Origin of the sequence: Nostoc sp. (assembly GCF_036917355.1) — a bacterium.
Lineage (GTDB): Bacteria > Cyanobacteriota > Cyanobacteriia > Cyanobacteriales > Nostocaceae > Nostoc.
Map to the genome: position 1 here is coordinate 15,828 of NZ_JBALDP010000103.1, position 20,388 is coordinate 36,215.

General features: G+C 42.3%; 17 protein-coding genes. 4 read left to right on the forward strand and 13 right to left on the reverse strand.

Annotation, left to right across the window (positions count from 1 at the left end; genetic code table 11):
* Nucleotides 1-77 precede the first annotated feature (77 nt).
* Complete coding sequence (locus V7K53_RS30590; protein ID WP_335201239.1) at nucleotides 78-1,763, forward strand: SulP family inorganic anion transporter; 1,686 nt, start codon at nucleotides 78-80, stop codon at nucleotides 1,761-1,763.
* A gap of 563 nt (nucleotides 1,764-2,326) precedes the next feature.
* Here the strand turns inward: V7K53_RS30590 and V7K53_RS30595 are convergent.
* Together V7K53_RS30595 and V7K53_RS30600 are read right to left on the reverse strand one after the other, a co-directional pair.
* A complete protein-coding gene (locus V7K53_RS30595) occupies nucleotides 2,327-2,998 on the reverse strand; it encodes a pentapeptide repeat-containing protein (protein WP_335201352.1) in 672 nt (223 codons plus the stop codon).
* 241 nt (nucleotides 2,999-3,239) lie between these two features.
* Nucleotides 3,240-3,914, reverse strand: coding sequence for a cadmium resistance transporter (locus tag V7K53_RS30600; RefSeq protein WP_335201240.1), 675 nt, complete (start codon nucleotides 3,912-3,914; stop codon nucleotides 3,240-3,242).
* Between the two features lie 604 nt (nucleotides 3,915-4,518).
* Between V7K53_RS30600 and V7K53_RS30605 the strand changes: the two genes are divergently transcribed.
* Nucleotides 4,519-4,959: a Crp/Fnr family transcriptional regulator gene (locus V7K53_RS30605; protein ID WP_069074674.1), complete on the forward strand. Its 441-nt coding sequence runs from the start codon at nucleotides 4,519-4,521 to the stop codon at nucleotides 4,957-4,959.
* Nucleotides 4,960-5,085: 126 nt separating this feature from the next.
* On the opposite strand, the gene psb35 is transcribed toward V7K53_RS30605, so the two are convergent.
* The 3 genes from psb35 to V7K53_RS30620 form a co-directional block, all read right to left on the reverse strand.
* Nucleotides 5,086-5,313 (reverse strand): photosystem II assembly protein Psb35, encoded by a 228-nt coding sequence (psb35, locus tag V7K53_RS30610; protein WP_289797416.1) that lies wholly within the window; start codon nucleotides 5,311-5,313, stop codon nucleotides 5,086-5,088.
* Between the two features lie 319 nt (nucleotides 5,314-5,632).
* On the reverse strand, nucleotides 5,633-6,622 hold the full coding sequence (locus V7K53_RS30615) for a D-alanine--D-alanine ligase family protein (protein WP_335201242.1): 990 nt from the start codon (nucleotides 6,620-6,622) through the stop codon (nucleotides 5,633-5,635).
* 3 nt (nucleotides 6,623-6,625) lie between these two features.
* Nucleotides 6,626-7,780, reverse strand: a complete 1,155-nt coding sequence (locus V7K53_RS30620; protein ID WP_335201243.1) for a KamA family radical SAM protein — start codon at nucleotides 7,778-7,780, stop codon at nucleotides 6,626-6,628.
* Between the two features lie 509 nt (nucleotides 7,781-8,289).
* Here V7K53_RS30620 and V7K53_RS30625 point away from each other — a divergent pair.
* Nucleotides 8,290-8,424 carry a hypothetical protein gene (locus V7K53_RS30625; protein WP_335201244.1) on the forward strand — a complete coding sequence of 45 codons (135 nt, stop codon included), beginning with the start codon at nucleotides 8,290-8,292 and terminating at the stop codon, nucleotides 8,422-8,424.
* On the opposite strand, the gene V7K53_RS30630 is transcribed toward V7K53_RS30625, so the two are convergent.
* From V7K53_RS30630 to V7K53_RS30665, 8 genes are all read right to left on the reverse strand, one after another.
* On the reverse strand, nucleotides 8,418-9,041 hold the full coding sequence (locus V7K53_RS30630) for a Uma2 family endonuclease (protein WP_335201245.1): 624 nt from the start codon (nucleotides 9,039-9,041) through the stop codon (nucleotides 8,418-8,420). The genes V7K53_RS30625 and V7K53_RS30630 overlap by 7 nt on opposite strands.
* A gap of 73 nt (nucleotides 9,042-9,114) precedes the next feature.
* Complete coding sequence (locus tag V7K53_RS30635) at nucleotides 9,115-9,342, reverse strand: hypothetical protein (protein WP_335201246.1); 228 nt, start codon at nucleotides 9,340-9,342, stop codon at nucleotides 9,115-9,117.
* 181 nt (nucleotides 9,343-9,523) lie between these two features.
* Nucleotides 9,524-9,877: a DUF5615 family PIN-like protein gene (locus V7K53_RS30640; RefSeq protein WP_335201247.1), complete on the reverse strand. Its 354-nt coding sequence runs from the start codon at nucleotides 9,875-9,877 to the stop codon at nucleotides 9,524-9,526.
* A complete protein-coding gene (locus V7K53_RS30645; RefSeq protein WP_335201248.1) occupies nucleotides 9,874-10,104 on the reverse strand; it encodes a DUF433 domain-containing protein in 231 nt (76 codons plus the stop codon). The genes V7K53_RS30640 and V7K53_RS30645 overlap by 4 nt, the downstream gene beginning before the upstream one ends.
* A gap of 489 nt (nucleotides 10,105-10,593) precedes the next feature.
* A complete protein-coding gene (locus tag V7K53_RS30650; RefSeq protein ID WP_335201249.1) occupies nucleotides 10,594-15,768 on the reverse strand; it encodes an nSTAND1 domain-containing NTPase in 5,175 nt (1,724 codons plus the stop codon).
* On the reverse strand, nucleotides 15,744-17,075 hold the full coding sequence (locus V7K53_RS30655; protein ID WP_335201251.1) for a P-loop NTPase fold protein: 1,332 nt from the start codon (nucleotides 17,073-17,075) through the stop codon (nucleotides 15,744-15,746). The genes V7K53_RS30650 and V7K53_RS30655 overlap by 25 nt, the downstream gene beginning before the upstream one ends.
* Nucleotides 17,076-17,752: 677 nt before the next feature.
* Nucleotides 17,753-18,610 (reverse strand): SDR family oxidoreductase, encoded by an 858-nt coding sequence (locus V7K53_RS30660; RefSeq protein WP_335201253.1) that lies wholly within the window; start codon nucleotides 18,608-18,610, stop codon nucleotides 17,753-17,755.
* A gap of 177 nt (nucleotides 18,611-18,787) precedes the next feature.
* Nucleotides 18,788-19,018 carry a hypothetical protein gene (locus V7K53_RS30665; protein ID WP_335201254.1) on the reverse strand — a complete coding sequence of 77 codons (231 nt, stop codon included), beginning with the start codon at nucleotides 19,016-19,018 and terminating at the stop codon, nucleotides 18,788-18,790.
* Between the two features lie 523 nt (nucleotides 19,019-19,541).
* Between V7K53_RS30665 and tatC the strand changes: the two genes are divergently transcribed.
* On the forward strand, nucleotides 19,542-20,336 hold the full coding sequence (gene tatC / locus V7K53_RS30670) for a twin-arginine translocase subunit TatC (protein WP_335201255.1): 795 nt from the start codon (nucleotides 19,542-19,544) through the stop codon (nucleotides 20,334-20,336).
* Nucleotides 20,337-20,388: the final 52 nt, after the last annotated feature.

The following is a 20,388-nucleotide window of genomic DNA, read 5'->3' on the forward strand; positions in this document are numbered from 1 at the left end:
GATGAAATCTACCGAAAAGATGGAATAACATTTGTGTGTGCTTCAGCAAATTGTGTATAAGAGTTGAAAATGACGATATGGCAACATCTAATATCCTCAAAGAACCACAGCTTTTGCGGCTGGGTAGCTTGTTTGGTGGACTGCGTGGCGATTTGACGGGAGGGTTAACAGCAGCAGTGGTGGCATTGCCTTTGGCTTTAGCCTTTGCGGTAGCCAGTGGTGTGGAACCAAAGGCGGGACTTTACACCGCGATTGTGGCGGGAATTGTCGCCGCAATTTTTGGTGGTTCCTCAGTACAGATTACAGGGCCAACAGGTGCAATGGCTGTGGTTTTGGTGGGAATTGTCGCCAAGTACGGCCTTGAAAAAGTTTGGATTGCTGGGGTGATGGCTGGGATTATCCAGATTGCCTTGGGGGTTGCCAAACTTGGACAGTTAGTAAAGTTTATTCCCTATCCGGTGACGGCAGGTTTTACTAATGGTATTGCCGTGATTATTTTTTGTGGTCAGTTAAATAATTTCTTTGGTTTAAAATTACCGCGTAGCGAACATTTTTTACCCGGACTTTGGCAAAGTCTAACTCATGTAGAAGCTCTTAATTGGGCAGCAGTTGCCTTGGCAGTTGTGGTGATTGCCACCAATCTTTTGTGGCCGAGGATCAATACAACAATACCAGGTTCTTTAGTGGGACTGGTGTTAGCTACTGCGATCGCTTCTGCTTTCCATCTGAATGTACCAACAATTGGCACGATTCCCCAATCTTTACCGATGCCTCAAGGTATTCCCCACTGGAATGATTTTAGTGTGATTCGGGAACTAATTAACCCAGCTTTGGCTTTAGCTGCACTGGGAAGTATTGAATCTTTGCTATCCGCGGTAGTGGCTGATGGCATGACTGTCAGCGAGAAACATAATAGCGATCGCGAATTAATTGGTCAAGGTTTGGCTAATATGATTGTGCCATTTTTTGGTGGTATCCCCGCCACAGGTGCGATCGCTCGAACTGCTGTAAATGTCCGTTCTGGCGGCAAAACCCGGCTATCTGGGGTAATTCACGGTGTTGCCTTAGCGATTATCGTTTTAACTTTAGCACCCCTAGCAGCGCAGATTCCTTTAGCAGCACTTGCTGGGATTTTGATGGTGGTTAGTCTGCGGATGATTGAGTGGGAAGCCATTGGTTTATTGATGCGTGCTACCTACTCCGACTTTGCGGTGATGATTCTCACCTGGCTAGTGACAATCTTGTTTGACTTAGTTCTCGCTGTCGAAGTGGGATTGATTGCAGCCGGAGCTTTGTTCATTAAACGGATGAGCGATTTAAGCCTAGTTAAAATACCTGAAACCGAAGTTTTTCCCCCTGGTACTCCTTTAGAATTAGGTAAAGAAATTGCCGTTTATCGGGTAGATGGCCCTGTATTTTTTGGTGCTGCTGAACGATTTGCTACCTTCCTCCGGGATGAACCGGAAGTGAAATATTTAATTTTGCGGTTGCGGTTTGTGCCAAATATGGACACAACTGGGTTAGTAGCTTTAGAGGATATTTATCACGACTTGGAACGGCACAATTGCAGATTAATTCTCACAGGTTTACAACCCGAAGTCCAACAACTATTAGAACGTACAGGATTGTTAAAAACAATTGGGTTATCAAATTGTTTTGAAACAACCACAGAGGCGATTTGCTCGATCTCTCCTCAGATTGCATGTTCTCAACCTGTAGCAGCCGATTTGAAAACAAAAGAATTGCTGGAATTAATTGACTAATATCAAGTTCGGGTAATTACTTATAATAAAATCTATCTATGTAGGTTGAGTTGAACCACAGTGAAACCCAACATGAACATGGAGCAAATGTTGGGTTTCGTTCCTCAACCCAACCTACAGATATTATTAGTGTTAAACCGAACCTGATATAACAATATTTTGCCATTAAGAGAATGTTTGAAAAGTCGCAAATTATTTTAGTACTGCAAGGCACAAGTGAAAAGTCAAAAGAATTGTATTCTAAGCTCTTGCGCCATTGGAAATGGTATGTTTATTTACGCGGTACTGTACTAGTACAATGTCTAAGCTAGTAATGAAAAGTTTGTAGTAAGGACTAAAGTCCTTACTACGAACTTGCCTACCCATCATGTTACCAAAAAAACTTTTTAAACATCCTCTCTATTTCTCCTCTGTCTGCGTTCTCTGCGTCTCTGTACTAATCGGCGGCAAGCCCCTTTGCATCTACGTTTATTACGAATTACGAATTAGTGAAAGCCTGTATTCATTGCTGAATCAGGCTTTTGATATTTTTTATTCAACTCGCACGTAGAACTTCAGTTTAATTACTGAATAGCGAATCCTTCCGGTCTGATTGCATCGTCCAAATCAACGCCCATCAGGTTAGCTCCCTGGATGTTTGCATTTGTCAGATTTGTATTTTCCAAGTCTGCGTTTTGTAGGTTAGCGGTTTGCAGATTTGCTCCCAAGAGGTTGGCTTTTTCTAGGTCTGCATCAAAAAGGTTTGCTCCTACAAGGTTTGCTCCCCAAAGGTTTACCTTGCCTAAATCTGCTCCTTGAAAGTTAACTCCTTGTAAGTTTGTTTGCTGCAAGTTAGCCCTTTCTAAGTCTGCATTTTGTAAGTTAGCACCCTCCAAGTTTGCTGCTTGCAGGTTTGCGTCCTTTAACATTGCCCCAGCGAGGTTACAGCCGACACATTCATTGGTTTGTAATAAATGTCTAACGTTTTCTGCTACAGACACTATTGGCGATACAACCGGTGATATGACTGGCGCTGTCACAGGCTCCATTGGCGATACAACTGGAGATATTGCTGGTGCGGTTACAGGCTCCATTGGTGATTCAACTGGAGCTAGTTCAGATTCCGTAGGTATGGATGGTGTTAGTGTTTGCGCTCTAGCGCTGGGCTGGATAAGCAGAGTAAATCCCGCTACAACTACCAGAAACACTGTTTTTACGAGCCACTGAGTTAATTTTTTAGAGTTTGATTGATTCATTAGTTCCTTCATAATCTGATTCCTATTGGTGGACTTGCTTTTATTAAGAGCCATCGATAATGTGCTTTATTCTCACTTTAGATAACTTGATTGATAAGAGCAAATATTATTGTTATTCATATTGATAAATTCAAGTGATTAATAAATCTTTTTGGATGGGAAACGATCGCTGATTTTTTTGCCTACATCAGGAATTGCGATCGCGTGGAGCATCCACTGGAGGGGGGCGATCGCCTCATACTTAGTTCCCAAGCATTGCCAGACTAGGTAAAAGTCGATATGTTTCACTTTTAATTAAGATAGAGAGTCCCAAGTAAATTAAGACAAAGGGGAAGATTTTTCGACCGTAGCGAGTTAAAACGGGAGTCATCAGAGGATTACGAGTCAAGTTGTAAGAGAGTAAACACCACATCCCAATACTGCAATAGCAAACACAGACAATTACGCCCAAACTTGGAAGATTACTACTAGCAAACAACGGTACATAAATTCCAATGTTGTTTCCTCCATTGGCAATGGTGACAGCAGAAACACGGTAAGTTTGAGGATCGCGGATGGTTGCGAATATTGATTTCTTCTGGCGTCCAGATTTTACCGGAGAGTTGAAGTCAACTGACACTGCTTGTACTGTCTCTTCTTCCTCTTCTCGACTGATGAGATTACTGATACCAATGGTGATGGGAAGTAAACCTAGTAAACCAATCCAACTGCTGGGAATGAGCAGACCACCGAAGAAGCCAGGGAGACTAGCACATACTAAGGTAGTAAATCCCAGAAATTCACCGATAACAATATGCTTAGGACGAAAGTTACGATTGACTTTCCCGAAGAAAGCCGTCAAATATAAGTTGTCGTCAAAGGTGGTTGCAAAAGCGACAGAGATTCCAATCAATAATGTACTAATTAGCCAAGCCATAGTTGTTGCTCACAGTAATTTAATGCTGTTTGTCTTAATCCTCTCTGCTTCTCGATGTGAGGGCAGGTTAAGAGATTTTGTGACTGTTTTTCTAACGACAACCGAGCGATATTCGTTATTTATCAGCCAATTACCCAATTTTTAGAGGCATCGCCTCCAATCAAATTGGTGATTTTTTTCTCAGCAAGGTACCTTGGGAGCTCATGAAGTTAATATTATGGCTTTCAGCCAAATAAGAGCAAATACTCTTGTTTTTTAAAATGATAAATAAAAGTGATTGACAATTTTACTAGATGTTTTGGGCTTTGTATTCATTGACACTCATCAGGAAAAATGGAAAGAAAAAACCTTTAACCTTTTCCCTAAACTAAATTCTGAGTTCAAAATGCACAAAACGAGTAGTATTGAATACTAAGCTATTGTTTGAGAAACTTTTATGCGTAGTTTACCGCCGTAGGCATCGCTCTTATTGAAGAGAACCCTTGTCAGATAGTAAAGGCTCGAATATCCTTGACGGCCAGCATTCAACATCGGTAATATGACTAATCGCCCTCTGACTTCAGTTTTGAGCTGTTCAGTAATGTTGAATTTTTAACTTGTAATTATGCTAACCAGTGTTGACCGTTTATTATTTGTCCGGCGAGTCCCGATTTTTAAGGAATTGCGGGATGATTTTATTGTGCGGCTCACTTCAGTGATGAACGAATTGTCATTCCCAGCTAATTACACCATCTTTCGACAGGGAGAAGAAGGGCGATCGCTCTATATTGTCGTCTCCGGTCGAGTTAAAGTTCACATTGGGAATAAACAGTTGGCAGAGGTGGAACAGGGAAAATATTTTGGTGAGATGGCAGTATTCGATACTCAACCTCGATCTGCCACTGCCACGACTCTAGAACCTTGTGAATTTTTAGAACTGACGCAAGAGCAACTATATGATGCGATCGAAGAAACTCCCGAAATTGCGGTGAATATCATTCGTGAGTTATCCCGTCTGATTCGCAGATTGAACGACGATATGAATGTAACTTCTTTGCGGAGTTAATAGACAATTGTAGAGACATAGCAGTGCTACGTCTCTACAAGGGTTTTGGATAATGTAAAATTTGGTTCAAAATAAATGAAAACTGCTGTAAGTTTGATTATTAAACTCAGCACTCATCACTGCTTATTACTTAGGTTCACCCAAACCTGGAGTTTCTTCTTTATCAACTTTAGGCACAAAATCAGGACGTTCTTTGCTTTCCCAACCTGCGGGGCGTTTCGAGTTGTACCAAGCTATTGAGCCAATGGTGACAGCGGCAATAAAACCAACGACATACACCAAGGTAAAAGCAACAGGAAAATGAGGGCCAGCATCTATAGCTGGTGCTGCTGTTTGCATAAATAATAAATTCATGAGTATATTCTCCACAGTTAGGTAACAGTATTTAACACACTATAAGATGAGCGTATCACCTAACATCCCTCTGTAGTTTAGTTTGAGCAACTTCATATTGCATAAAAAATGCCAGAGGGGAGGGGGAAGTAACTGACAGGTGTAGGTTTGTTTGTTGCACCTAGTGGTCTGCCAACCCAAAAATGCGCTTGTGAGGACTGGGGAAAGGCGAAAGGGAAAAGGGTAAGGGATTTAAAACCTTTCCCCGTTCCCCCCGCCCGTTATCCCCTCCAAGTTACCTTAGCGAACTACTAGTTGTACCTGTCCCCCTGCCTTTTATTCAGTATTTATATCTTTGCCATGCAGACTCGACTATTTGAGCAATGATTTCTGTGTATGTCACACCACCCAAACGTCCCATAATTGGCAAGTCTGAGCGGATATGATGTAGCCCTGGCAATGGGTTAAGCTCCATAAACTGCAATACACCGCTAGCATCGCAGCGCAGATCCACGCGGGCAGCATCACGGCAACCAAGAGTATGGTAAGCATCCAGCGCTAGTTGCCTTGCCTGTGCTGCCAGTGGTTCGGGATCTATGAGTAAACGATAAGATACCCGTTCTAGATACTCATCTTTATTGAGGGTAGTATAAGCGAAGGCTTCTGCTTGTCCTGTAAAAATTACTTCCATCACACCTACTACCCGTGAGTTGCTACCGTTGCCAACAATGCCTACTGTTACTTCTCTACCAGGAAGAAAGGTTTCCACGAGTATTGGTTGCTGAAAAAGTTCGTGTAACGCTTGATAAGCATTTACTACTTCCTCGCGTTCTTTGACAAGAGAACGACCAGTTACCCCTTTAGAACTGCCTTCCGCCATAGGCTTAAGGAAAAGTGGCATTGGTAGCGATACAACCGCTGCTTCTGCGGTAGTATTCACGACCTCAAAGGGGGCTGTCGGCAAACCGCGATCGCGCACTACTCTTTTAGCAAGCGCCTTGTCTAACGTCAGGGCGCAGGTAAGCGGATCGGAAAAGGTGTAAGGTTGAGCGAATAATTCACAGATTGCCGGAACTTGAGCTTCACGAGAGCGACCCTTTAAACCCTCAGCAATATTGAAAATCAAATCCCAGCGATCGCCTTTTGCCAAACGCAGAGCAAGTTCCCTACCATTACCGACACGTTCAACCTGATGACCTAACTGCAATAGTGCAGTTTCTAGCCCGATGATGGTTTCTTCATCGTCGAACTCCATCACCTCAGAGGCACTGAAACCAGCCTGAAGATAGTCCGCCTTCAGGTCATAACACAGACCAATGAATAACCCCATAGTTTACTCCACTGGATCTGTATAGGTGTACGTTTTACCTGCCCAATTTTGCACTGTAGCTGTACCATTCTCATAAGCAACTAGAGTCTCAGCTTGAATTGGGACTTTGCCACCACCACCAGGGGCATCAATTACATAGGTTGGTACGGCGTAGCCAGTAGTATGACCGCGTAATTTAGAAATTAAATCAAGCCCAGTTTGCACGCTCGTTCGCAGATGTGCAGTCCCAACAACAGGGTCGCATTGATAAAGATAATAAGGTCGTACACGCAGCTTAAGAAGACCGTGAAACAGATTCTTCAGGGCTTTTTCAGAATCATTCACACCTTTTAACAGCACAGTTTGGCTGCCTAGAGGAATCCCGCCATCAGCGAGGCGATCGCAAGCTTGTGCGACTTCTGGGGTAAGTTCCTGCACATGACAAAAGTGCAAAGATAGCCACACACGATGTTTACGAAGTAAGGCAACCAGTTCTGGTGTAATTCGCTGCGGTAAAAAACTCGGCACACGAGAACCAATGCGGATAAATTCAATATGTTTAATGGCACGCAGCCGCCTAAGCAAATTGTCTAAAGGTTCATCAGCCATCAATAGAGGATCGCCACCGGAAATTAGCACGTCACGGATCTCAGTATGTTCCTCCAGATAAGCAGCGATCGCATCCAACCGTCGCGTTACTGGGTACATCTCACCTTGGCTCACCAAACGAGAGCGGGTGCAGTAACGACAATAAGCGGCACAACTATCTAGGGCAAGTAGCAACACTCGGTCAGGGTAGCGGTGTACAAGTCCTGGTACTGGAGTGTCGCCATCCTCACCACATGGATCTACCATGTCTGCTGGACTAACTATTAGTTCTTCTTGCCGTGGTATCACCTGTAACCGTAGTGGGCAAAGGGGATCTTCTGGATCGAGTAGTGATGCAAAATATGGAGTTACGGCTACAGCAAACTTTTCTGGTGCAATTAAAAGTCCCTGTTCTTCGGTAGTACTAAGCCTTAATAACTTCTGAAAGTGTTCCAGCTTAGTTAACCGATGCCGCATTTGCCAGCGCCAATCGTTCCAACGTTCTTGATTGTAAGTCTCTCCCAAAATCTGACAAATTTCTTCACACCGAATATCAGTTACTAGAGGATTTAGAATAGTGTTTTTGATCATGATTAGACAGAAATTAAGCTGAGAATAATAAACAAATCACAGCCTAATAGAGTGCGGCGCAAATCCAGCTACGATCTCAATTAAGCAAGCAGACAAGTAGGGACAATTCATGAATTTCCCTACTCAAACCCCTTGTTAAAGGTAAGCAAATTTCCGTCACAGTGTATTAGTATGTTTACCTAGATTTTTAGGTAAAATAAAAAAATCTATTTCAAGATTTACGACAAGTATCTTCCTATACAGGAAATACTTATGCTGTAATAATAGCGATCGCTTTTACAGTGTCTTTGTTACCTTGAGGCAATCGGCTTTACGTGTTGTTGTGTCGTATTAATACATAGAGCGATGTCGCATATTTAATTATGTAAGGATTTTTCGTGGTGCGATCGCACTCAGAGCCTGCACCAAAGCGATCATTAGTCCTGAGTTGGCAACAGCTTTTAGGTACCGAGATTGATGAAATACCATTAACTAGACCATCTGCTCAAAGTATTGTGTGAATTTGAGTGATGTCAGAAAATCCTCCAGAAATTCCAATAATAGAAAATGTGGAGCCGCCAGAAGTTCAACTGACGACTCCGACATTAGCTGAGACAGAAAGCACTTGGTTAGTAGTAGCTATAAATCGTCGGGTTAATCAGTGACTCATTGCAAAAATCTGTTCAGCCGTTAAGGAAATGTTCGGAAACAATCTAGAATCAATTCGATCCTCCCCTCGAAACACCTTTGGGGGTAAATACTCTGCACCTTCAAGTTGGTAGATTGTAATGGTTGGCTGCTTGGGAGAACCAATGAACCGAATGCCACCAAAAGCAGCATAGTCTACAATGGTGTACTCGAAAACGCCTAAGTCTTCATATTCAGCAAGTTTTGTCAGATAGTCGTCCTTCCAATTGTTGCTAACAACCTCAATGATTCCGGGTGGTGGAATATATGCAGCAGCAGAACTAGAGATAGTTTTCATCCTCTGCCATTCAACTCTTGCAAATATGACAATATCTGCTTTCCGGCTTTTTTCCTTTTCTCCTGGTGCTGTTTTGAGCCTAACCTGCTTGGACTGGCGCGACACGTAAGGCAGGTCATTCTCTTGGCAGTGATTTTCTAAGTAGGCACACAGTCGCTGGATCAAATCCTCATGATTTGCATTTGGTTCTGATAATGGCACGGGAATCCCATCCAATAGCTCAAACTCTCTGCCTGAACCATCATCCCAGGCAAGAAACTCTTCAAAAGTCAGTGGTTGTGTGACGGTTGCGTACATCGCCCTCGCTCCCTTGCTGACGGGTACTTCACTCAATGCTACCAAGATGTACAGCTTTGTCTATGAGTCCTGGCTAATTTTTCTGCCGTAGTTCTGAAATAACAGCTTGAGGTTTCGTCATGCAGAGGCGCACAGAAATTTGGTAAGTGCGTAGGCGTAGCAAGCCGTAGACATCGCTCTTAACCAAAAATAACCCCTCAATCAACAGCGATTGGAAAGCGAATTGTATATTTGCCAAGGTGCTGGAGATACAAAAGGATGAAAAAGAGCGATCGCTCCATATACAACCTGTGTAAATCATGCAGCTAGTACACTACATTATTAGAATTATTTGGATAGATGATTAATTTAATATATAACTCCTTTCAACATTCTTCTTCATCACCTACCAGAACACAAGGCGCGATCGATCGCCCTTGGGATTTATCTAAAAGCCTTTAACAGATCGCACTGTTTATTCCATCTCCAATCGCATCTAAAATTCACGTTATTTTACGAATACGAATACTTTTAGATGAAATAACAGTAAAAGTTCCTAATAATTCATCTGTGTGTTCATTAATGGCATTGGCAATAATTTCTGCTTTATCATTTGAAGATAAACCGAATAACCGAATTAACACCACACCTGCCGCAATTCGACGCAAACGGAAAACTAACTCACCAAAATCTTTATCTGATGTCAACAAAATTGCACTTTCATTATTAGCCAAGTTCAAAACTTCATCGTCAGGACTTCCTGGTTGCATTTCCACAACATACAAAACTTCGTGACCATCTAGCCGTAGACGTTCAACGATTTGCCAATCTAAATTTTCGTCTCCTAAAAACTTCAAGAAGCTTTATCAATTGTTGGATAAACCACATCATACCTTAAAGCTTGAGCCGCAAATGCCAAAGCTGCTTTAATTCCTTCATCGGTAAGTCGTGGATGCGCTTCGAGTATTTGTTCAGGTGTTTCACCCGCAGCAAGCTTTTCAAGAATTAACTCAACTGTAATACGAGTTCCTGAAATGACAGGTTTGCCCATCATTATTTTTGGATCGGATACGATTTTTTGCATGAATTAAAATTATTTAGATAGATGATTAACGGGATTTAAACATTTTTGAGGGAGAAACAAGCTTCAAACCCGTGCAGGGCAAGGGAAATACATCATTATCTCAGAAATGGCTCAAACCTAGATATATCAATAAACCAAGCAAAACGATGTCAAAATCTCTCTGTATATAGATTTGAGACTTTTTTCTAGATGTTTTTTGTCTAAGTCCCATTAATATATATAACGCGATACGCCGTTCGCACGCGGGACATTTCATGTGTCTGACTTATTTTATAGCGGGACTTAAACATTTTTGAGGGAGAAACAAGCCTCAAACCCGTGCAGGGCAAGGGAGATACACCATTATCTCAGAAATGGCTCAAACCTAGATATATCAATAAACCAGGCAAAACGATGTCAAAATCTCTCTGTATATAGATTTGAGACTTTTTTCTAGATGTTTTTTGTCTAGGCAAAAATAAAAAGTAAATTTGATAATCAAATAGGCTATCACCTACTAGAACACAAGGCGCGATCGCTCTTAATTACTTTCTGGTTAGTCTGCAAATAATCATGTAGCAAATCGCAACCCCGCGCCAGCAATTTATCCAGTTGGATATCTGCTAAATCTCGGAAAATTACTGTGCTATTACCACTACCCGCAGCCAGAGTCTTGCCGTCATGGCTGAAACTGACGCTGGTTAACTCATCTTTATCGCCTTTCAAAGCAATCAGCAACGTTCCTTCTCGGTTCCAAATCCTCACTTTGTCATCACTGCTAGCTGCCAGAGTCTTGCCATCGGGGCTAAAACTGACGCTGATAAAACTATCGCCATCGCCCGTAAGATTATCTAGCAACTGACCGTCTCGATTCCAAATCTTCACTGTGCTATCAATACTCACTGAGGCAATGCTTTGACCATCAGGCGACCAAGCAACCCCATTTACCCGGCGGCTATGACCAGTTAATGTGTATAGCAATTTACCCTGTAAACTCCAGATGTTCGCGGTTTTATCATCGCTGGCTGAGGCTAGCAACTTGCCATCTGGGCTAAAGCTTACCCAATTCACCGCTTCTTGATGTCCCTGCAAGGTGTTAAGCAGTTTACCGTTCCTACTCCAAAGTTTTACTGTTTTATCTTTACTAGCGGAGGCAATTACTTGACTGTCAGGCGACCAAGCTACACTCAAAATGGCATCATTATGACCCTGTAAGGTGTTAAGCAATTGACCGTCACCATTCCAAAGCTTCACTGTTTTATCTTTACTAGCCGAGGCAATTACTTGACCATCGGGCGACCAAGCTACACCCCAAACTTGACCCTGATGCCCCGTTAATATACGCAGTAGTTTACCGTCTCGATTGAAAAGTTTTACAGTTTTGTCTCGGCTTGCTGCTGCCAAGGTGCGATCGTCTGGGCTAAAACTGATGCTAGTTACCCAGTCATCATTATCGGCTTTCGGCTTTCGCAGTAACACATCATCCCAATGCCAAAGTTTAATAGTTTTGTCCCGACTGGCGGAAGCAAGGGTGCGACCGTCTGGGCTGAAGCTGACACTGTTAACCCAATTGTTATGTCCTTTCAGGGTTCCTAGCAGCACACCTTCAGAACTCCAGAGTTTGATTGTTTCATCAGTACTTGCAGAAGCGATCGTGTTACCATCGCGGCTAAAACTGACGCTGGTAACTCCAGCACTATGTCCCGATAAGGTTCGCAAGAGTTTCCCCTCAACATTCCACAGTTTGATTGTCTGGTCTAAACTAGCAGAGGCGATCGCTTTCCCATCCGGCGACCAAGCTACACTTTTGACTGCATCCTCATGTCCCTGCAAGGTTTTGAGCAGTTTACCATCCCGACTCCACAGTTTCGCCGTTTTATCAGCACTCCCAGAAGCTAAGGTTTGACCATCATTTGACCAAGCGACACTTAAGACTGCACCATCATGTCCTTGCAAGGTTTTGAGCAGTTTACCATCGCGACTCCACAGTTTCACTGTTTTGTCTGTACTCGCTGAAGCAATAATCTGGCCATCTGGGCTGAAACTAACACTATTCACCACACCCTGATGCCCTAAGAAGGTAGCAAGCAGTTCACCTTCTCGACTCCAAAGTTTTATCGTCTTGTCTTGACTGGCGGAAGCAATGATTTGACTATCTGGGCTGAAACTAACGCTATTAACTACATCCTCATGTCCCGACAAGGTTTTGACTAAGCTACCATCGGGAAGCCAAAGTTTTATTGTAGTATCCGCACTGGCTGAGGCAATTAAAGAGCGATCGCTGCTGAATGTAGCACTATTTACCCCAGATATATGCCCATCCAAGCGGTTATATTCTCTGACCCCTGAAACTGCTTGATAGAGCGCCGTCTGTACTTGCTCTCTTGTATAGGAATCTACCCAGACTGTTTGTTGTAATTTTCTCCCTGCTTTTAAAGCTTCTTTTAAAGCATCAATACCTTTTTGCGAGGCAAAGAGGGCTTCACTAGATGCACTGAGAGTTTTAATTTCGCTATCTACCGCTGTCACTATGGAAACACTTAATCCTAAGATGGCGAGAACGGAAGCGGTTAGAGCAATTTTCAGCGAACGATTTAATTGAGCTTCACTAAGCCTTTGTTTCTTTTGACTTTCGGCAAGTTTAGCTGTTAACTCTTTTTCTTTAAGTTCAGCTCGTAATTGCTCAATTTCTAACTGACTTAATTCTTCCCGTTTGTGTAATTCTCGCAATTCTGTTAATAAGTCTACTCCCTGTTGGGGATGAGGAGTTACCAATTTAGAACGCTGCTTATTTTGACTAAGTTCGCTCTTAAGTCGCTCAATCTCAGCTTTACTTTGTTCTACTTTGTAGCGCAACTGATTTAGTTGTACCTGTAAGCTCGATTCTTGTTGTTGCAGATAGCGAATCAAGTCTACTAAATAATCGTGAATCAGTTGATAGCGTTCTGGGACATCAGGAAAAAGAACCACTAAACCGGAGCGCACTAAAATTTCTAAGACTAACTCTAATTTGTCAGCATCTTCTAATTCTGCTAGCTGCGCCGCTAACTCAGCACGAGTTTTAAAAGGCCGATTGTTGCTTTCATCTGTTAATAAATATAAGACAAGTAACGCGGCTCGTTCATTTTCTGGGCCGCAGTCTTTAATCAGTTCCTTGATATATCGCTCGATGAGTTTGTTCGGTCTATATGGTTGATATTCTTCTAGGGTAGTAATGCGCTCATCTTGAATTTGCGCTCCCACAACTTGTAATTCAATGGGGCGGACTTCTCCAAATTCTGTGGATAAATCTTCGATTAAAGCATCAATTAAAGCGGGTTCTAAATTAAACTGCGATCGCTCGGTCAATTTTTGGATAATTGCTTTCGCATATTCTGGCGAAAAATTATTTAACTGGTAGCGAATATGCTTGTCGAGAATATTATTGTTAATCGCTTCCAGTGCCGAGAGATGTTTGAAATCTAATAACCGATGTAAATAATCTTCTCGTAAGGAAAGGATGACTTTAACAAAGGGTATATTGAGGCAGTCGCTAATAAATTTATCAAACTCTTGCTTTTGATTGCGATCGCTATAACCAAAGAAAAATTCTTCAAACTGGTCAAAAATTAAAACTGTAATCAAATGGCGATCGGCATTCTCTTGGAGTTGTTGTAAAATGCTAGCAATGGTGAACGGTGTGTCAGAGTAAGGTAAAGCCTCCGCTTCAATGGCTGCTTCTGGATTAATATCAGCGTAAATCGCTAGGGATGCGTCACTAAACATCGCCTCACTTAAAGACTTCCCTAATTCCCGTGCCCAATCGGTATAAACTTGCAGTACCACAGGCACGGCTATTTGATCGCCAATGGCTCGATTTTGCAGCGCTGGAACTAAGCCCGCCGTGACAGTGGAACTCTTACCCACCCCCGATTGACCGTGAATCACGGTCAACTTTTGATCGGCGCGGCTAATTCTGCCAATTAAGTTATTAATATCACGCTCTCGACCAGAAGCAGCAATTTCTAAAGCAATGCTACTACTTCCAGAAGGTGACATTAATGCTGGGTTTGTTGCCTGTCTTTGGGGTTGCAAGCGCCCTGCACCAATAAAAGCCCGAAAACCGTACTGTTGCTCAACAGAACGGCGTTTCTGTCGAATGTAATAGGCTTCTAAATATCGCCCTTCTTCAAAGTAGAGCGATCGCAGTCTCCGCAATAAGCGAATATAACGATGGGCATCGTATTGATGGGCACTGCTTTCTAAGGCTGCCGGCAGTTCTTTTGTCGCCTTGTCGAGATATTCACGAGCAACTTCTAGCTCGCCGACATTTCGCTGTGCTTTTGCCAATACTAAATAGTAAATCTGCGCCAATAATAATGGAAATAAGCAGTTATAAGGGTCGTTCTGCTTTTGCGCCTCACCTAATTTCAGCAGCGATACGTGTGCTAAGATACTCGCCTGTACCCACCGCGACTGCTCCACAGCTACTTGCGCCAGAAAACCGTAGTCACAAGCTAATTGGATTTGACTACCATAGGTTTGATGTAACTCCAAAGACTTTTGAGCAACAGTCTGCAATTCTTCCCACTCTTGCAGATATTGCAAAACCTCAGCGAGTTGATTAATAAATCCAGCAACTATATCCAAACGCCCAGCTATCTGCAAAATATTCAAGCACTGCTGAAAATAAGATTTAGCAGTGTACCAATGGCGGCGGTTTTCTATTTGATTTTGCTCTGCAAAACGGCAATAACACAACCCAATATAAAACAGTAAGATTCCCTGTCGCAGCAGTAAAGGAGATGGGGGAGATGGAGGAGATGAAGAAGAAAATACTTCTTTATCCCCCTGATTTCCCTCTGCTCCCCTGCTCCCCTGCTCCCCTGCCCCTCTGCCCCTCTGCTCCCCTACTCCCCCTTTCTCTGCCAACTTCTGCCAAACTTGCAAGCTTTGCTGAAAATGGCTTAAACCTGTATTGATGCGATCGCTAATATAATTATCTAGACCAAAAACAAATTCTAAACTGGCGTGTAGTTCTGGCTCTAAGGTAATACCACGATTGTGCAACTCTCTAATGGCAAAGTGGAGTTCATAACTATGTTCCCAGACTTGCTCGACAGTAGAATAATGCTTTGCAAGTTGAGGAGGTTGGTGTTGTGCAGCATCGTTTGCTAACACCGTAGCAAATAAAGAGTCAGTTTCCTGTTGCAGAAATTGCAGCAGTGATTGAGTTGTCATTTCAAACCGAATCGGTGTCGCCGCCCAACTAGCAAAATCTGGTGCTAAACGGACTACCTTTTGCAACACTTCCTCATTCATCCAGACAATCATTGGAAATGGGTGGCGTTTGCGAAATTCATCCCGAATATGATTAATAGACCTCAGAAAATCGTCGAGTCCATCTACTGACTCTAAACCCAAAATCATCAACGCCGATGGCGGATTAGCTTCGGTTAGCAGTTGTAAATGAATACTTGTGTAAAGACTTCTGGCATTATGCGGCAGAACTACCTTTTGAATGTGGTGTACTCCTGAAGAGAGTTCTTCGAGTCGTTGCAGCATAAGCTCTTGCAAAACTCGATAATTGCAGCACACCAAAACCAGGGAAAATTGACCGCTAGAAAGGGTAATTGCTCTCCCCAAACTTCGTAAAGCCCGCTCATTAGCTGCTGTTATATCTACTTGTGCGTGTCGTTCAACCATGATTTAAATTTTTCCGTCTCTGCTAAAACTGGGTTGACGGCAAACCAAGCTCCCTGATGATCGCGATATTCAAATACAAATAGACTTCGCAAGAGGGTGTGGTATTCTATATCACCTCTAACTCGTTGCTGTTGCACCACCTGAAAGATTAATTCCCATTCATGGGGGTCGATAGCGTTGGCTCGGTAATCCCGCTGTCTTTGAATTACCAGTTCGACACATTCCCGCTCAAAGGGTGGATCTTGTTCTCGCAGACAGTCAAACAGTAAACCTAATAAGTCGCGTACATGACCCCCACTCATTAGGCACAATCGGTCTAAGGTTTCTAAACTATCAAACACCTCTGTAATTAAGCCTAACCGATCGCTAGGTAAAATGTCTGGAAAAGCTCTAGCTAGCACCATTTGTCGCATCATTGCTAGCCCTTGGGGAAAAATCTCGCCAGAGCGCAAACGCACAGGTATCATCGGTAACATTTTTGGGGCAACTCCACCGCCCAAACGATGCTGAAGTTCGGCGCTATCGTTGGAGAAAGTCAAGGCTAAAGGAATAGTATAGACTACATGACAATTCAGTTTGCGTAACTGTTCGCCACGCTGAATAAATAAATATTCTGGCAGCGATCGCCCCGATGGTAAAGGTCGAATTGCGACTCGATCCAAGTTATCAACAATTACCACCAATCCTTTTTTACCCCTGGTTTTGAGTTCTTTGTTGGCAGGTTCTAATAATTCTTGATTAATTGACTGTAAAATATTTGCGGTTCGCGGTTCTAAATAATCTCTTAACCGCCGCCGCAATTGGGGACTTTCTTTTGTTTTAGCTGTAATTTTGGCAATCCCTACAGACAACTCTGCTTCTACCCCAACGTCAATTGGTGTCTGCAAGAAATCCACAACTTCACCAAACAACTTACTAAAGTAACGAGGCTTGAGCCTAATTTTCATCGCTTCTAGGCTTTCACTCACCTGGCCTGCAATCGCTAACAAAATATCAGTCACATCCACATCAGCCATTTCTAAGACATGGGTAGACTCAAAGTAAACTACCTGAAATTGCTGCACTTCTAATTCAGCTTTCAGGCGCAACAACTCTGTTGATTTCCCACAGCCGAGATGTCCGGTAAATAGTTGACAGGTTGGGATATCTGGCGATATTCTAGCGATTGTCCGCTGCAAAGCTTCGATAATTTTGCCACCCCGCACCGCAGCAAAATCGATATAGTACCTGCGATCGCTAGGGTTTCCTATAATTAGAGGTCTGCTCGGATTGCAAGCTTGATAAAATCTTTCTAAATCTAGGAGCATAACTAATCAAGTTCACTCAGGAATGGGGATACAAAAATTTACTAGTAGATAAATATATTGATTTTAGGTAATTTATGCCTTATTCTAATCAAACTATTAACTAAACTAGCAGCATTCAGGATAATTGATTATATCTATGTTCGATCTAGCACATCTCGATCGGGATGTCTTAGTTAAAGTAAGCAAAAATACTACTATAAGTACAAATAGCAAAAATATCTAAGATTAAATAAGGTACTCTTATGAATATTAAAAATATCCAACACAAAAAAAGGTACTGTTAAGTACAGTTTTGTCGCTCTCTTGAACCGATCGTCAGCTTGATTTATTAACAAGCTTTCGTTAATTTTACAAAAAAATAATCTACAATCCTTATAACATAAGGCTTTTAGCAAAAACGTTGATTAAGTCAAATTGAGTTCAAAGTCACTTTTTGACTAGATTTTGCTTCTCGTTCTGAAATCAGCACGATTTTATTGATGAAAATCATGATTTTGTTAATGAAAATATGATTTTTTTGATGAAAACCATAATTTTGTTGATAAAAATATGATTTTTTTGATGAAAACCATAACTTTGTGAATGAAAATCATGATTTTCATAATAAAACCATGATTTTGTTAATGACAGCCTTTGCATTCAGAGTGATGACATCTGAAGTATTGACAATCAGGAATCTACAGCCCCATTGAGTATAAAATTATCCTGTCATGTAGCCGATCGGGCAAAATATGCTTGATCAGCGCTCCAATTTTGGCATCCTGTCCAACAAGATAGCGCGTCTTGGGTTTTTTTGCAGTCAGCGCATGGACAACAACTTGAGCCACAATATCCGCAGAAATTCCCTTAGATGCGAGAATCTGCATTTTCTTGCGGACAATATTCATTGCTTGACCGTAGAGATTTTGTGCCGATTGTGGTAAATCGTATTGTGCTATTTCAGATTGACTAAGAGACTTTTCCCAGATTGGGGTAGCAATAGAACCAGGTTCAATAATTGAAACCGAGATTCCCCAAGGTCGTAACTCCATCCGCATCACATCAGTGAGTGCTTCCAAGGCAAATTTAGAAGCATTATAAGCGCCCAAAAACGGCGTTGGACTTCTACCAGAAATGGAACCCATATTGATAATTCGGCCCCGACTTTGGCGTAAAAGACCCAGAAATGCTTGTGTCACAGCTAATTGTCCAGTGACATTAACCTGCATCTGGTGTTGAAATTCAGCGATCGCTAATAATTCTAACGGCCCAGGAACAGCAATTCCGGCATTATTCACTAAACCTAAAATTCCCACACCACCAACTGCATTTGTTACCGTATCAACCGCAGCTGCGATCGATTCAGCATCAGTAACATCTAAAAAAATCGGAATCAGCCTTGGCGATCCTTTCTGTTTAAGTGTTTGAGCATCAACATCTTGACGCACTCCAGCAAAAACCGAGAAGCCCAATTGGTCTAAAAGCAAAGCAGTAGCCTGACCAATTCCTGTTGAGGCTCCTGTAACCACTACTGTACGTTGATTTTCTACAACCATTAATTTTCTTTGATGATGGGGCTGCCGTAATTACGAATTACGAATTAGTATCAATAGACCTCTTGCAAAAGTGACTTTTGCTTTCCGGTTGGGGAAAGGGTAAAGGTTAAAGGGTAAGAGGAAATTCCATCTCTTTCCCCTTTACCCCTTACCCTTTCCCCTATTTCTGCAAGAAGTCTAATCTTTGCAAGTACCAAACCGAAGGCAATCTTCGGTTTGGTCATCTCTAGCCGATATTTGCCACGGCAAAATGCGTAATTGAGCATTTGTACTGCGAGCAATTAGAGCAGGTATTGTGGGATACTGGTTTTTAACAGTTGCCACGTCACTACTAGAAGTATTGCCTAGCCCAACATTGTAAAAATGAACAGGCAATGCCATGAGGGCAATGCAAATTATCCGCTTCATACCCAACCTCAGTTAACAATTTCCGATTACCATCTGTATAGATGTCACCTAGATAAACCGGATTTTTCAAACTGAGTATTAAATGTTGATATTGTGCTAATTTACTCAGCGCAGTAGTCTGTCAAGTTTAAATTGATGGGTAAGCCAGCTCGTAGTAAGGATTTTAGTTCTTAATTCTCTAAACACTGAAGTGCTTACTTACAAACTCATCAGAATTAATCGGACAGACTACTAGCCGCAGAGACATGATTTATAATTTATCGGTTCCACCCTTTCTATTTTAGGTTAGGCATTGCCTACAAGATGTCTTCCTACTAACTTATGCAGATGCAAACCCAAAAAACAGGACAAAAAACCCACAGCACCCAAAAACATATCTTAGTAGCTGCATTCCCCAGATAAAATAATGAAGAGTGCTGAGTCAGCAAAATGGTCGATGACCGAAAAAAAGATACAATCCCCTAAATTTATTTATGGCATTGTTAATTTTGAATTTTGAATTTTCAATTCGGAGCGAAGCGAAGTGACGCCTTCACAAGACGTAGATACTGTAAACGTTCCTAACCTCGACCCAGAAGGATATGGCAACTCAGACACCAATCCTCTTGATGAGTTGCCTGGTGAAGTCGAAATGTCCCTTTTCGACCATCTAGAAGAATTGCGACAACGGATTTTCTATTCGTTGATTGCCGTAGCAGTGGGCATTATTGGCTGTTTCTTTGCCGTTAAGCCGATTGTCCAGTTACTTGAGGTTCCAGCACAAGGAGTAAAATTTCTCCAACTCGCACCTGGAGAATATTTCTTTGTCTCCCTGAAAGTTGCAGCTTACACTGGCATCGTACTTGCTAGTCCTTTCATTCTTTACCAGATTATCCAGTTTGTGCTTCCAGGACTGACTCGCCGCGAACGCCGTTTACTGGGGCCTGTGGTTTTGGGTTCGAGTGTACTGTTTGGAGCAGGTTTAGTATTTGCCTATTTACTCCTTATCCCCGCAGCCTTGAAATTTTTCATTAGCTACGGAGCAGATGTAGTCGAACAACTTTGGTCAATTGATAAATATTTTGAATTTGTGCTGCTACTGTTATTCAGCACAGGTTTAGCATTTCAAATTCCCATTATTCAACTGTTGCTTGGTAATTTGAACATTGTCTCGTCAGAACGAATGGTTTCTGGTTGGCGTTACGTGATTATGGGAGCAGTGGTTTTAGGAGCTGTTCTGACGCCTTCTACTGACCCCTTGACTCAAAGTCTCTTAGCGGGAGCAGTTTTAGCGCTTTATTTCGGCGGTGTTGGACTGGTGAAGCTTACAGGTAAATAAAATTTGGAACAGGTTATAGGTGACAGTGAATAAGGTGATTTCTCATAAAAAA

What these genes read in the sequence shown, in the direction of transcription:
- V7K53_RS30590 (WP_335201239.1), top strand. Translation starts at nt 78, where the DNA reads ATGGCAACATCTAATATCCTCAAAGAACCACAGCTTTTGCGGCTGGGT.
- V7K53_RS30595 (WP_335201352.1), bottom strand. Translation starts at nt 2,998, where the DNA reads ATGAATCAATCAAACTCTAAAAAATTAACTCAGTGGCTCGTAAAAACA.
- V7K53_RS30600 (WP_335201240.1), bottom strand. Translation starts at nt 3,914, where the DNA reads ATGGCTTGGCTAATTAGTACATTATTGATTGGAATCTCTGTCGCTTTT.
- V7K53_RS30605 (WP_069074674.1), top strand. Translation starts at nt 4,519, where the DNA reads ATGCTAACCAGTGTTGACCGTTTATTATTTGTCCGGCGAGTCCCGATT.
- psb35 (WP_289797416.1), bottom strand. Translation starts at nt 5,313, where the DNA reads ATGAATTTATTATTTATGCAAACAGCAGCACCAGCTATAGATGCTGGC.
- V7K53_RS30615 (WP_335201242.1), bottom strand. Translation starts at nt 6,622, where the DNA reads ATGGGGTTATTCATTGGTCTGTGTTATGACCTGAAGGCGGACTATCTT.
- V7K53_RS30620 (WP_335201243.1), bottom strand. Translation starts at nt 7,780, where the DNA reads ATGATCAAAAACACTATTCTAAATCCTCTAGTAACTGATATTCGGTGT.
- V7K53_RS30625 (WP_335201244.1), top strand. Translation starts at nt 8,290, where the DNA reads ATGTCAGAAAATCCTCCAGAAATTCCAATAATAGAAAATGTGGAGCCG.
- V7K53_RS30630 (WP_335201245.1), bottom strand. Translation starts at nt 9,041, where the DNA reads ATGTACGCAACCGTCACACAACCACTGACTTTTGAAGAGTTTCTTGCC.
- V7K53_RS30635 (WP_335201246.1), bottom strand. Translation starts at nt 9,342, where the DNA reads ATGATTTACACAGGTTGTATATGGAGCGATCGCTCTTTTTCATCCTTT.
- V7K53_RS30645 (WP_335201248.1), bottom strand. Translation starts at nt 10,104, where the DNA reads ATGCAAAAAATCGTATCCGATCCAAAAATAATGATGGGCAAACCTGTC.
- V7K53_RS30650 (WP_335201249.1), bottom strand. Translation starts at nt 15,768, where the DNA reads ATGGTTGAACGACACGCACAAGTAGATATAACAGCAGCTAATGAGCGG.
- V7K53_RS30655 (WP_335201251.1), bottom strand. Translation starts at nt 17,075, where the DNA reads ATGCTCCTAGATTTAGAAAGATTTTATCAAGCTTGCAATCCGAGCAGA.
- V7K53_RS30660 (WP_335201253.1), bottom strand. Translation starts at nt 18,610, where the DNA reads ATGGTTGTAGAAAATCAACGTACAGTAGTGGTTACAGGAGCCTCAACA.
- V7K53_RS30665 (WP_335201254.1), bottom strand. Translation starts at nt 19,018, where the DNA reads ATGAAGCGGATAATTTGCATTGCCCTCATGGCATTGCCTGTTCATTTT.